At 60.0% G+C, this 13,213-nt stretch carries 11 protein-coding genes; 7 read left to right on the top strand and 4 right to left on the bottom strand.

Annotation, left to right across the window (positions count from 1 at the left end):
* The first annotated feature begins 21 nt into the window (after positions 1-21).
* Positions 22-699 carry a lipoyl(octanoyl) transferase LipB gene (lipB, locus tag I6L49_RS20610; RefSeq protein WP_106842844.1) on the top strand — a complete coding sequence of 226 codons (678 nt, stop codon included), beginning with the start codon at positions 22-24 and terminating at the stop codon, positions 697-699.
* Complete coding sequence (gene lipA / locus I6L49_RS20605; protein ID WP_005335190.1) at positions 696-1,661, top strand: lipoyl synthase; 966 nt, start codon at positions 696-698, stop codon at positions 1,659-1,661. The genes lipB and lipA overlap by 4 nt, the downstream gene beginning before the upstream one ends.
* A gap of 108 nt (positions 1,662-1,769) precedes the next feature.
* Here lipA and I6L49_RS20600 read toward each other — a convergent pair whose 3' ends face one another.
* Positions 1,770-2,330 (bottom strand): NUDIX domain-containing protein, encoded by a 561-nt coding sequence (locus I6L49_RS20600; protein ID WP_216950269.1) that lies wholly within the window; start codon positions 2,328-2,330, stop codon positions 1,770-1,772.
* 7 nt (positions 2,331-2,337) lie between these two features.
* Positions 2,338-3,138 (bottom strand): DUF2989 domain-containing protein, encoded by an 801-nt coding sequence (locus I6L49_RS20595; protein WP_005335192.1) that lies wholly within the window; start codon positions 3,136-3,138, stop codon positions 2,338-2,340.
* Between the two features lie 211 nt (positions 3,139-3,349).
* On the opposite strand from I6L49_RS20595, the gene I6L49_RS20590 reads away from it, so the two are divergent.
* Together I6L49_RS20590 and I6L49_RS20585 are read left to right on the top strand one after the other, a co-directional pair.
* Entirely contained in the window at positions 3,350-4,783 is a 1,434-nt protein-coding gene (locus I6L49_RS20590) for a glyceraldehyde-3-phosphate dehydrogenase (RefSeq protein WP_216950268.1), read from the top strand.
* A gap of 71 nt (positions 4,784-4,854) precedes the next feature.
* The gene (locus tag I6L49_RS20585) at positions 4,855-5,148 is read left to right on the top strand and encodes a YeaC family protein (RefSeq protein ID WP_005362427.1); all 294 of its coding nucleotides are present in this window, start codon (positions 4,855-4,857) and stop codon (positions 5,146-5,148) included.
* Positions 5,149-5,410: 262 nt separating this feature from the next.
* On the opposite strand, the gene ansA is transcribed toward I6L49_RS20585, so the two are convergent.
* The gene (ansA, locus tag I6L49_RS20580) at positions 5,411-6,418 is read right to left on the bottom strand and encodes an asparaginase (protein ID WP_005354141.1); all 1,008 of its coding nucleotides are present in this window, start codon (positions 6,416-6,418) and stop codon (positions 5,411-5,413) included.
* A 446-nt stretch (positions 6,419-6,864) separates the two neighbouring features.
* Here ansA and gltS point away from each other — a divergent pair, with 446 nt between their 5' ends.
* A complete protein-coding gene (gene gltS / locus I6L49_RS20575; protein ID WP_005348115.1) occupies positions 6,865-8,064 on the top strand; it encodes a sodium/glutamate symporter in 1,200 nt (399 codons plus the stop codon).
* 240 nt (positions 8,065-8,304) lie between these two features.
* Here gltS and I6L49_RS20570 read toward each other — a convergent pair whose 3' ends face one another.
* Positions 8,305-10,176 (bottom strand): methyl-accepting chemotaxis protein, encoded by a 1,872-nt coding sequence (locus I6L49_RS20570; RefSeq protein ID WP_216951693.1) that lies wholly within the window; start codon positions 10,174-10,176, stop codon positions 8,305-8,307.
* A gap of 256 nt (positions 10,177-10,432) precedes the next feature.
* Between I6L49_RS20570 and prfB the strand changes: the two genes are divergently transcribed.
* A protein-coding gene (gene prfB / locus I6L49_RS20565) for a peptide chain release factor 2 (RefSeq protein ID WP_100645262.1) occupies positions 10,433-11,531 on the top strand; the annotation gives its coding sequence in 2 pieces (ribosomal slippage) (positions 10,433-10,507 and positions 10,509-11,531; 1,098 coding nt in all).
* 73 nt (positions 11,532-11,604) lie between these two features.
* Positions 11,605-13,083 (top strand): lysine--tRNA ligase, encoded by a 1,479-nt coding sequence (gene lysS, locus I6L49_RS20560; RefSeq protein WP_223849333.1) that lies wholly within the window; start codon positions 11,605-11,607, stop codon positions 13,081-13,083.
* The last annotated feature ends 130 nt before the right edge of the window (positions 13,084-13,213 follow it).

The raw sequence follows: 13,213 nt of genomic DNA, 5'->3' as shown, positions 1-13,213 counted from the left end.
GCAGCACGCCGCGAGGACGCCATGTCATCCCAGATCCCCGCCCAGTCCAGCCTGATTGTCAGGCAGCTGGGTCGCCGCCCCTACCAGCCGGTATGGGACGCCATGAAAGCCTTCACCGACAACCGCACCAGCGACACCCCGGACGAGTTCTGGGTGGTCGAGCACGATCCCGTCTACACCCAGGGCCAGGCCGGCAAGGCCGAACACCTGCTCAATCCGGGCAATATCCCGGTGGTGCAGAGCGATCGCGGCGGTCAGGTGACCTATCACGGCCCGGGCCAGCTGGTGCTCTACGTACTGGTGGATGTCCGCCGCTGCAAATTCTCGGTTCGCGAGCTGGTGACCGCGCTGGAGACAGCCATAATCAACACCCTCGCCAAAAGCGATATCCAGGCCTATGCCAAGGCCGATGCCCCCGGGGTTTATGTGAAAAATGACCTTGGCATGGAGGCAAAACTGGCCTCGCTGGGTCTGCGCATCCGCAAGGGGTGCTCGTTCCACGGGCTGGCCCTCAACATCAACATGGACATGACCCCCTTCCTGCACATCAATCCGTGCGGCTATGCGGGCATGGCCATGACCCAGACCAGCGCCCTGGGCGGCCCGCAGAGCGTGGCCGAGGCGCAATCCATTCTGGTGGCCGAACTGGCCAACCTGATTGGCTATCAAACAATAACAAACACCGAGAGTGAATCATGAGCAAACCCGTTCGTATGGAGCCGGGCGTCAAGCTGCGCGATGGCGACAAGATGGCCCTGATCCCGGTGAAATTCATGCCGGATCCCAACGAAGAACTCCTTCGCAAGCCGGACTGGATGCGGATCAAGCTGCCCCCCTCCAGCCAGAAGATCGAACACATCAAGAGCACCTTGCGCAAGAACAAGCTGCACTCGGTCTGTGAAGAGGCTTCCTGCCCCAATCTGGCGGAGTGCTTCAACCACGGCACCGCCACCTTCATGATCATGGGCGCCATCTGCACCCGCCGCTGCCCCTTCTGCGACGTGGCCCACGGTCGCCCGCTGGCACTCGATCCGGAAGAGCCGAAGAAGCTGGCGCTGACCATCAAGGAGATGAACCTCAAGTATGTGGTGATCACCTCGGTGGACCGCGACGATCTGCGCGACGGCGGTGCCCAGCACTTCGCCGACTGCATCCGCGAGATCCGCGAGCACAGCCCTCAGACCCGCATCGAGATCCTGACTCCGGATTTCCGTGGCCGGATGGAGCAGGCGCTGGAGGTGTTCCGCGAAACCCCGCCGGACGTCTTCAACCACAACCTGGAAACCGCGCCGCGCATGTATCGCGTCGCCCGCCCGGGCGCCGACTACAAGTGGTCGCTGGAGCTGCTGCGCCGCATCAAGGAGATGCACCCTCACGTGCCGACCAAGTCCGGTCTGATGATGGGCCTTGGCGAGACCAACGAAGAGATCGTCGAGGTGCTCAAGGATCTGCGCGCCCATGGCGTCAACATGCTGACCTTGGGTCAGTATCTGCAGCCGAGCCGCCACCACCTGCCGGTCAAGCGCTACGTGCCGCCAGCAGAGTTTGACGAGCTGAAAGATGTCGCCATGGAGCTGGGCTTTACCCACGCCGCCTGTGGTCCTTTCGTTCGCTCCTCCTACCATGCGGATCTGCAAGCCAAGGGCGAAGAGGTCAAATGATCTCGCACGACAGAGTGGCCAAGTAACCGCCACCCTCGCAATGAAAAAGAGCGCCTATTGGCGCTCTTTTTCATTGATATCACTGACAGTTGCAGCTGGATGTACTCATCAGCCGTGGTCGAAGATCCCCTGCTGATGCCAGCGTTGCAGCTGGGCCAGCACCCGGGTCTCCCGCACCGTCCACTGGGGACAGGGCCCCGCCAGCTGGGTCTTGTTGGTCTGCAGCGCCTCGTCGAGGGCAAACCAGCCGGGCACGAAGCCAAGGCGGATCTCGTAGGGCTGCGGCTGCGGCGCCACCAGCTGATCGCCAATCCGGCACAAGTAGTAGAGCGAGCGGATGCAGTAGGCATCGAACCCCGGCTCGCGGGCGGCGCGATATTCACGGGTCTCGCCAAGCAGGCCCCCCACTTCCCGCAAATCGGCACCGCACTCCTCCAGCAGCTCGCGAGCGAGCGCCACATGGTGGCTCTCCCCCGCTTCAATACCGCCCCCGGGGAACATCAGATCGCCGTTGACCCGGGAGTGAACGAGCAGCAGCTCGTCGCCACGGGGCACCACGGCGCGCACCGTGAGGCGCTCAAGCGTGCGGCCATCGGTACGTACCTCGCCATGAACGAAAGAGAGATCGAACGGATTGGGCCAGCAGCTGGCCGGAGAAAACGTCGTCATCACTGCCTCAGGGCCGGTAGTTGCCATGCTTGAGCTGCTCGACAATTTCGGCAGCCCGCACATCGTAACCATCCTGCTCTGTCTTGCTCAGGGTGTGGTAGATGCCAAAACGCTTGGCTGAGACCTCGGGGCTATCCTGAAACGACTCGCTCACCTTGCCCCACAGATAGGCCAGCCCATACTGTTTCTGGCCCATATAGAGGGTGCTGAGGGAGGTGAATATACGGCTGTTTACCTTGTCCCCCTCCTGATAGAGGGAGAGCCCGTGCTGCAGGGTGGCGATGGCCTTTTCCGGGTCGCTCTTGGCGTAGATACCGCCGAGCGCCAGTTGCAGCTCGGGTTCATCCAGCGCCTTGGTACCTTCCAGCGCCATAAACTGCTGGCGAGCCAGCTCGTTGGTGTTGTTGGTCCAGTGCCAGAGCAGCAGGTAGGGATCTTGTGAATTGCGGGTCGCCGCATCGAGCTGGGCCAACTGATCCCCGGCCGCCAGCATGCCCTCGACCCGTGGACTCTTCTGCTCGCGGGCATTCTTGTATTCAATGCTGGTGGAGCGCTCGGCACACTTGAGATAGCGCTCAAGGTTACGCATCAGCTCGTACTTGCGCCGATCCGTCCCCTCTTCCTTGAGATAGAAGCGACTGCGGATCACATCGGTACGCTCGTAGCGACACCAGCCATCGTCCACCAGATCCTGGCAGAGCTCAGGATGATTGCCACAGATGTTGTGGATCCGGTCGTCATTGCAGCCAGCCACGGCAAGGCCGACTGAAAGCATGATGAAGGTCTGTCGCAGGGGGAAATTGGCCATGGTTCACATCTTGTTGGTAACGCGGGTTGGTAACAACTGGCGCCTTTACGGGCCACCTCCGGCTAGCAAACCGGTTACATATCCATTACAATGCGCGCGCCATATAAGGCCGCGATTGCAGAATAATATAACGAAATATACACCCCTACACTGATCTGCATTCGACGAATTTTCTATTTACACCAACAACGTGAAATAAAGGATCTGGTCAATGACCCACGAGCACTACCTGCAAGCGTGGCAGGAGAGCCAGGAGCTCGCCGAAGCCATGCAGCCCTTGATTGGTCGCCTCTACCGACAACAAGGGGTCGAGATCACCCTCTACGGCCGCCCGCTGCAAAACGCCTCCACCATCGATATCCTCAAGGCCCACCGGGTCGTCCGCCGCCACCAGGGCGTTCCCCTCCCCATCCAGCAAAGCTTCCCCCTGCTTCAGGCCATCGTTGCCCTCAAACCCACCGCCGCCGAGGTTGACCTTGGCAAGCTGGCAGTCGGCTACTGGCAGGATCATCAGGATGAGGCGGGGATCGAGGACTATCTGCAAGCGCGACTGGCGCCGGCCCTTGGCCGCAGCCAGATGCCGCAGCCGACCGACGTGGTGCTCTACGGCTTTGGCCGTATCGGCCGCCTGCTGGCCCGGCTGCTCATAGAGCGCACCGGCGCTGCCAATCCGCTGCGTCTGCGCGCCATCGTGGTACGCGGTGGTCGCGACGGGGATCTGGAGAAACGCGCCAGCCTGCTGCGCCGCGACTCGGTGCATGGCCCCTTCAACGGCTCCATCGAGGTGGATGTGGAACGCAGCGCCATCATCGCCAACGGCACCTTCATTCAGGTGATCTACGCCAATAGCCCGGCCGACATCGACTACACCGCCTACGGCATTCACGATGCGCTGATCGTCGACAACACCGGGGTCTGGCGTGACGAGGCTGGCCTCTCCGAGCATCTCAAGGCGCGCGGTGCCGGCAAGGTGCTGCTGACCGCTCCCGGCAAGGGGGAGATGAAGAACGTGGTGTTCGGCGTCAACCATGAGGTGATAGGCCCGGATGACAGGATCATCTCCGCCGCCTCCTGCACCACCAACGCCATCACTCCGGTGCTCAAGGTGATGCAGGAGCGGTACGGCATCCGCCACGGCCACGTGGAGACGGTCCACTCCTATACCAACGATCAGAACCTCATCGACAACTATCACAAGGGGGAGCGCCGCGGTCGCAGCGCCGCCCTCAACATGGTGATGACCAGCACCGGCGCCGCCAAGGCGGTGGCCAAGGCGCTACCTGAACTCAAGGGCAAGCTGACCGGCAACGCCATCCGGGTGCCGACCCCCAACGTCTCGCTGGCCATCATCAATCTGTCGCTGGAGCAGGCCACCGATCGGGAGAGCCTCAACGCCTATCTGCAACAGATGGCGCTAAGCTCGGGCCTGCATCGCCAGATCGACTTCAGCGCCAGCACCGAGCTGGTCTCCTCCGACATGGTGGGTTCCCGTTATGCGGGCATCGTCGACTCCCAGGCGACCATCGCCGAGGGGGATCACTGCGTGCTCTACGTATGGTATGACAACGAGTTCGGGTACAGTTGTCAGGTAGTGCGGGTGATGGAGCAGATGGCTGGCGTAGTCCGCCAGGATCTGCCGGCATAGACCGATAGGGTCTACCTGCATGGCCCATCAGATCCCGCTGTTTATGGCTCAATAGTTCAAGGAGAGGCCGGATGTCATTTCAACAGGGTGAGTTTTTGCAAGCTATCAGGCAGATGCCACAAGAGGTGTATGAGCGGCTCAAAACCGCAGTCGAGCTGGGCAAGTGGCCCGATGGCAAGCCCCTCACCGACGAGCAGAAGGCCACCTCCCTGCAAGCCGTAATGGCCTGGCAGTCGATGCACATCGACAATCCGGAACACATGAACATCGGCCGTGACGGCGAGATTGTGATGAAGAGCAAGAGCGAGCTCAAGCGTCAGTATCGCGACGAGGAGGAGATAGTGCGGGTCGATCTTAACCATTGAACCTGACCCGGCAGGCCGCTCGCAGCGACCACAGCAAAGAGGGGAGCCATGATGGCTCCCCTCTTTTTTCCTATCGATGCCGGGTGACTCATCCCCCTCATCCCCAACCCTTCTCCCGCCAAGGGGAGAAGGGAGCAGGCTCGCACCTGCGAACAGTGAACGGGCTACCTGCCAACGCTCTTCATGGCAAGCCTCGTGGCCAACAGCACCTCGCTCTATCCCCTCTCCCGCCGGGAGAGGGTTAGGGTGAGGGCCGCATCGCTTAGGGAGTCAGCTCCCCACGCAGGGACTGCTGCATCAGCTCGCGAATTCTGTGGGAAGGCAAATCCTGACTCAGCAGGAAGTGCAGCTTGGTGAGCGCCGCTTCGGCGGTCATGTCAAAGCCCGAGATCACCCCGGCCCGCGACAGGGCGTTGCCGGTGGCATAGCCCCCCATGTTAACCTTGCCGTGCAGGCACTGGCTCAGGTTGACGATGATGACGCCGCGAGCGGAAGCCTCGGAGAGCAGCGCCAGCATGGCCGGGTTCTGCGGTGCATTGCCCACCCCGAACGAGAGCAGGATCAGCGCCTTCACCGGTTGTTGCAGGATGTTGGCGATCACCTCGCTGGAGATCCCCGGATAGAGGGTCACCACGCCGATGGGCTGGGGGGTGATGTCGTGCAGCACCAGCGGCCGCTCGGAGGGCACACCCAGCTCACCCGCTTCCAGCGAGATGGCGATCCCGGCGTTGAGCAGCGGTGGATAGTTGGGGGAGTCGAAAGCGTGGAAGCCATCGGCATGCACCTTCTTGCTGCGGTTGCCGCGATAGAGCTGGTTGTTGAAGAACAGCGTCACCTCGTGGATCGGGTAGTTGGCCGCAATATAGAGGGCGTTGAGCAGGTTCTGCTGACCGTCGGAGCGCAACTCGGCCAGCGGGATCTGGGAGCCAGTGATGATGACCGGCTTGTGCAGATCTTCCAGCATGAAGGAGAGCGCCGAGGCGGTGAACGACATGGTGTCGGTACCGTGCAAAATGACAAAACCGTCGTACTTGTCGTAGTTGTCTCGAATATCCTCGGCGATGCGCTGCCAATCCGCCGGGGTCATGTCGGAGGAGTCGATGAGGGGCGCATATTCGTGGATATGGTAATCCGGCATCTCGGGGCGGTGGAACTCGGGCATCCGCGCCAGACAGTCTTCCATAAAGCCCGCCATCGGCACGTAGCCGTGATCGGAACGCTGCATCCCAATGGTGCCGCCTGTGTAGGCAATGTAGATAGACTTCTTCACACCCTCTCCTCTTGATGAAGTGAACACCGCCGGAACATGAACCATGTCGGGGTGAACCACAATGTCAACGCCCGCCAGCGCCTCTGCATACAGCGGAAACCGGCGAATTATAGAGACTGGCGCCCCAAATGACAGCCGTTCCATGCACCCTTTTCGGCTTTTCTGCCCTCTACCTACATAGTGTTAAATGTCACAATAAACCACTAAAACGAGCATTAATACGACAAAGATGGAATTAAACGATGCTTTTTGCTACAATCCGCCGGATTTTACTAAAATCTCATCTGGATGCCTGAGCATTTCAGGCCCGCACAAGCCCCATCTTTCCTGGGGCGGGGAGATGTTTCCCCTTCTTTGCTGGCATATAAGCCACACTGTTTTCATCCCGGCTGAATCTGTAAGTCTTTTGCTATGAAAGACACAGCCAATCAACATGGGAGTACTGAATGTTACAACTTGATTCCTACGCAACGCTGGTCGCTGCCACTCTGGTATTGCTGCTTGGCCGGGTGTTGGTTACCCGAGTCGGGCTGCTGCGTACCTTCAACATCCCCAAACCGGTAGCCGGCGGCCTGGTGGTCGCGCTGGTGCTGCTGCTGCTGCGCTCCACCCTGCAGATGGAGCTGCAATTTGATACCAGCCTGCAAACCCCGCTGATGCTGGCCTTCTTCGCCTCCATCGGTCTCTCCGCCGATCTCGCCAGCCTGAAACGCGGCGGCAAGGCGGTGGTTACCTTCCTGATGGTGGTCACCGGCCTGCTGCTGGTGCAAAACAGTCTGGGTGTCGGTCTGGCGACCCTGCTCGGTCTGGATCCCCACATGGGGCTGCTGGCCGGCTCCATCACACTCTCCGGCGGCCACGGCACCGGTGCGGCCTGGAGCGCTACCTTCTCCGAGAAGTACGGCGTGCAATCCGCCGCTGAGCTCGCCATCGCCTGTGCCACCTTCGGTCTGGTGCTGGGCGGCCTGATCGGCGGCCCAGTGGCTCGCTATCTGGTAAAGAAAGTGCAGGTACCCGGTGAGGAGCACAATCAGGATGAGGCCCCACAGGGCTTCGAAATGCCGGATATGGAGCGCCCCCTCACCACTTTCAGCGTCATCGAGACGCTGGCACTGATCGCCATCAGCCTCAAGGGCGGCGAGCTGCTCTCCGCCTCGCTCAAAGGGGGCGCCTTCGAGCTGCCGATCTTCGTCTGCGTGCTGTTTGTCGGCGTGTTGCTGCGCAACGTCCTGACCCTGCTGAACTGGCATGAAGTGAGCGATCGAGAAGTCTCCCTGCTGGGCAACGTCAGCCTGTCGCTGTTCCTCGCCATGGCACTGATGAGCCTGAAACTGTGGGATCTGGCCAGCCTGGCGCTGCCCATCTTCATTCTGCTGGCCGCCCAGACAGTGGCGATGGCGCTCTACGCCATCTTCGTCACCTTCCGGGTCATGGGCAAAAATTACGATGCGGCTGTGCTGGCGGCAGGTCACTGCGGCTTTGGCCTCGGGGCCACCCCAACAGCCATCGCCAACATGCAGGCCATCACCCAGCGCTTCGGTCCCTCCCACCTGGCGTTTCTGGTAGTGCCCATGGTGGGGGCCTTCTTTATCGACATTATCAACGCCATGGTGATCAAGCTGTTTATGGCGATGCCATTCCTGTAATTCCCTTTCAGTCAGACGTATATGATCAGAGCCCACCTTTCGGTGGGCTCTTTGTTTGTTATCGACTCGCCAGCTGACGCAGGCAGAGCCGGGGCACATATCCGCTACCCGGGTGACCCGTGAGCAACTCAGAAAACCCGGAATCCCCACATCCCGCACTCCCCCGAACAACAAAAAGCCCCGCGCTCGACAGAGGACGGGGCTTGATTATGTCAGCCGGAACGGGCCGGGACGTGCACTTTACAGGATAAAGGTCGACACCTGCTGGTTCAGGTCAGCAGCACGTCCTTTGAGGCTGTGGGCCTGATCCAGATCGCGCATGGCGGCGGCGGTGATCTCGTCACTCACATCCTTGATGGCGGTGGTGTTTTGGGTGATCTCGCCGGTCACCTGGGTCTGCTCCTCGGCGGCAGTGGCGATCTGACCCGCCATGTCGGAGATGAGGGAGATGGCGCTGGTGATCTCTTCCAGCGCACGCACCGCCTGATCCGCATCCTGCACACTGTTGTCCGCCAGCCCCTGACTGGTCTGCATCAGGCTCACCGCGCGGGCAGTGGTCTGTTGCAGGGTCTCGATGGTGGACTGGATCTGCTGGGTGGAGTCCTGGGTACGGCGCGACAGCACCCGCACCTCGTCAGCGACCACCGCAAAACCACGACCCTGCTCACCGGCACGGGCCGCTTCAATGGCCGCGTTCAACGCCAGCAGGTTGGTCTGCTCGGCAATCCCCTGAATGGTGGAGAGGATGCTGGTGATGGCCTGCGCGTGGCGGCTCAGCTCGCCGATCACCTCGGTCGCCTGCCCCACCTCTTCGGCCAGACCATTGATGGACTGGCGGGTCTTGTTGACCAGCATCTTGCCCTGCTCACTGCTCTGGGCAGATTGCTGGGCAGCGGCGGCGGTGTTCTCGGCGTTACCGGCGATCTCCATGGTGGCGCTCGCCATCTCGGTGACCGCCGTGGCGACCATGGTCACCTCCTGCTGCTGACGCTGCAGCTCGTCCACCGCGGCCTGGTTGGTCACCAGACTGCGCTCGGCATCGGCGTTCAACTCGTTGGCCAGCTGGCGGATATTGCCGATCAGCTGATGCTGACTGCCGACGAAACGGTTGAAGCTGTTGGCCAGTTGGCCCACTTCGTCGTTGGCGTCGATCTTGATGCGCTGGGTCAGATCGCCATTACCATCGGCAATGCGGGCCAGTGCCTGGGAGACCTTGGTGAGCGGGCCAAGCAGCATGCTGACCAGCCAGGAGATAGCGAGGATGCTACCCACCAGCACCAGTAGCGCCATCCCCAGCTGGGTCATCAGCAGGGAGGAGAGCGGCGCTTCCAGCGCGGCCTTGTCCAGCACCAGTACCAGTTCCCAGTCTGTGTCGGGGATATCAACCGCCCACAGCAGCTTGTCGCGACCTTCGTTGTCGAAATAGGCCGGCACCAGATCCTTGCTCGACTTGCTCTGCTCGATCAGCGCATTGGTCAGATCGTTGTCGATCTCGCTGGCCGGTTTCATCGCCTTGGCGGCATCCTTGTAGGCGATGATGGTGCCATCCTTGTGCATCATGATGGCGAAACCGTCGGCAGGCAGCTGCATCTTGGTCACGTCTTCCACCAGCGAGGCGATGGAGAGGTCACCACCGACTACCCCGCCAGAAACCGGCTGGGCCAGGGTCACCACCATGATGTTGTAGGCCACATCGAGATAGGGTTTGGTGACAATCAGGCCACCTTTGCTCATCGCCTCCTGATACCAGCCACGGGAGCGCGGGTCGTAGCCATCGCGGTTGATGGAGGGATCGGAGTCATTCATCTTGCCGCTGCTCTCACCGAAATAGGTGAGCTGGAAACGGCCGGAAACTTGTGCCTGTTGCAAGGCATTGAGGGGGTCGGCACCGGCCTTGTTGCCGAGCGCCTGGATCACGTCGCGACGGGCGGCGAGCCAGTCGCTGACACGCTCGGCCTGCTGGGTACCCAGCCGTTGCAACTGCTCCTGGCTGCCTTGCAGCAACAGGGACTTCTGGCTGCTATAGCTCTGCCAGGAGAGCAACAAAATCACCAACGAAAGGGCGATCACCACTGACAACAGTATCTTCTGCTTGAGTGACAGGTTTTTCATCATGTGTTCTTCTTATTGAGGTGAGGAGCGGGTTTTTCCCTAAATTGCACAACACTACACGTAGTCATTAGCGACCCGAATGGCCAAAACTGAACCTGAAAATGGGTCGGCGGGCGATATTTTCTACCGAGGTGGAGAAAAGTGCACCAGAAATTGACGGCATGAGCCGCACAAGCCAAGGCAACCCTGTTTATTCCTTCCACAATTGGCTAGAATATCCCGTTTTTAAATCACATCGACCCTGAGAGTTTTCACGATGTTCGAAGTTAATCCCGTATTAAATAAACTTAAGGAGCTGTCTGAGCGGACCGAGCTTCTTAGGGGGTACCTTTGACTATGACGCCAAGAAAGAGCGTCTAGAAGAGGTCAACGCCGAGCTGGAACAGCCGGACGTATGGAATGAACCCGAGCGCGCACAGGCGCTGGGCAAAGAGCGCGTCGCGCTGGAAAACGTGGTCGGCACCATCGACACCCTGACCCAGGGCGTGGATGACGTCGAGATGCTGGTGAGCCTGGCCGTGGAAGGGGAAGACGAAGAGACCTTCAACGAAGCCATCGCCGAATCCGAACAGCTGGAAGCCAAGCTGGTGGATCTCGAATTCCGCCGCATGTTCTCCGGTCAGCACGACGGCTCCGACTGCTATATCGATATTCAATCCGGCTCCGGTGGTACCGAAGCACAGGATTGGGCCAACATGGTACTGCGCATGTACCTGCGCTGGGGCGATGCCCACGGCTACAAGCCCGAGCTGATTGAATGCTCCGAAGGCGACGTGGCCGGTATCAAATCCGCCACCATCAAGTTCACCGGCGAATATGCGTTCGGCTGGCTGCGTACCGAAACCGGCGTACACCGTCTGGTTCGCAAGTCTCCGTTCGATTCCGGTGGCCGCCGTCACACCTCCTTCTGTTCTGTGTTCGTCTACCCCGAGATCGACGACGATATCGATATCGAGATCAACCCGGCGGATCTGCGGATCGACGTCTACCGTGCCTCCGGTGCCGGTGGTCAGCACGTTAACCGAACCGAATCCGCGGTACGTATTACCCACGTTCCGACCGGTGTCGTGGTACAGTGCCAGAACGACCGTTCCCAGCACAAAAACAAAGACCAGTGTATGAAGCAGCTGAAAGCCAAGCTCTACGAGCTGGAAATTCAGAAGCAGAACGCTGAGAAACAAGCCCTGGAAGAGACCAAGTCTGATATCGGTTGGGGCAGCCAGATCCGTTCCTATGTGCTGGATGACTCCCGTATCAAGGATCTGCGCACCGGCGTCGAAACCCGTAATACCCAATCGGTGCTCGACGGTGACTTGGACAAGTTTATCGAAGCCAGCCTGAAATCAGGTCTGTAAACAAGCAGGAATCACCATGTCTGAACAAACCATCACTCCGGAAGTCGACCAAACTCTCGAACTCAACAACGAGATGACCGAGCGTCGTTCCAAGCTGGCCGCCCTGCGCGCCCAGGGTAATCCTTTCCCCAACGACTTCCGTCGCGACAGCCTCTCTGGCGATCTGCACGCAGAGTTCGACGACAAAAGCGCCGAGGAGCTGACGAGCCTGGGTAAACGGGTGAAGATTGCCGGTCGCATCATGACCCGCCGGATCATGGGCAAGGCTTCTTTCGCCACCCTGCAGGACATGGCCGGCAAGATCCAGGTCTACGTCACCCGTGACGACCTGCCGGAAGGTTTCTACAACGAGCAGTTCAAGAAGTGGGATCTGGGCGACATCGTGGGTGTCGAAGGTACCCTGTTCAAGACCCAGACCGGTGAGCTCTCCGTTCACGTTTCCGATATCCGCCTGCTGACCAAGGCGCTGCGTCCGCTGCCCGAGAAGCACAAAGGCCTGACCGACCAGGAGGCTCGCTGCCGCCAGCGCTACCTGGATCTGATCGCCAACGAAGAGTCCCGCAAGACCTTCATGATCCGCACCCAGGTGGTTGCCGGTATCCGCAAGTTCTTCAACGAAAAGCGCTTCATGGAAGTGGAGACCCCGATGATGCAAGTCATCCCGGGTGGTGCCTCCGCGCGTCCGTTCGTCACTCACCACAATGCGCTGGACATCGACATGTACCTGCGTATCGCTCCGGAGCTCTATCTGAAGCGTCTGGTGGTCGGTGGTTTCGAGCGTGTCTACGAGATCAACCGCAACTTCCGTAACGAAGGTATCTCGGTTCGTCACAACCCCGAGTTCACCATGATCGAGTTCTACATGGCCTACGCCGACTACATCGATCTGATGGACCTGACCGAAGAGCTGCTGCGCACCCTGGCGCAGGACATTCTGGGCGACACCAAGATCCGTTACGCCAAAGAGGGCGAAGAGGGCCTGACCATCGATTTCGGTCAGCCGTTCCAGCGCCTCACCATGGTCGAGTCCATCCTGAAGTTCAATCCGGATGTGACCCTGGACGATCTGGCTACCCTCGAGAGCGCCAAGGCCGTTGCCAAGCGTCTGCACATCGAGCTGATGAAGGGATGGGAATTGGGCCACGTGATCACCGCGATCTTCGAAGAGACCGTGGAGCACATGCTGCTGCAACCGACCTTCATCACCGAGTACCCGGCCGCCGTTTCTCCGCTGGCTCGCCGCAACGACGTGAACCCGGACGTAACCGACCGCTTCGAATTCTTCATCGGTGGCCGCGAGCTGGCCAACGGCTTCTCCGAGCTGAACGATGCAGAAGATCAGGCCAAGCGCTTCCAGGATCAGGTTGATCAGAAAGAAGCAGGCGACGACGAAGCCATGTTCTACGACGCCGACTTCGTCACCGCGCTGGAACACGGCCTGCCGCCGACTGCCGGTCAGGGTATCGGTATCGACCGTCTGGTCATGCTGTTCACCAACAGCCACACCATCCGTGACGTCATTCTGTTCCCGGCCCTGCGTCCGCAGAAGTAAGGCCCACAGAAGCCAGCTAAATCCCTTGGGTCAATCCCGAGCGTGATAGCCAATAAGAACGCCCCGCAACAGCGGGGCGTTTTTCTATCTCCTTTACCGCCAAATCACTTCATAAATTCAATAATGGAAT

It is taken from the genome of Aeromonas sp. FDAARGOS 1419 (genome assembly GCF_019047045.1).
GTDB lineage: Bacteria > Pseudomonadota > Gammaproteobacteria > Enterobacterales > Aeromonadaceae > Aeromonas > Aeromonas veronii.
The sequence above is the reverse complement of the archived record's forward strand: the minus strand, read 5'-3'. Positions and strand labels throughout refer to the sequence as shown.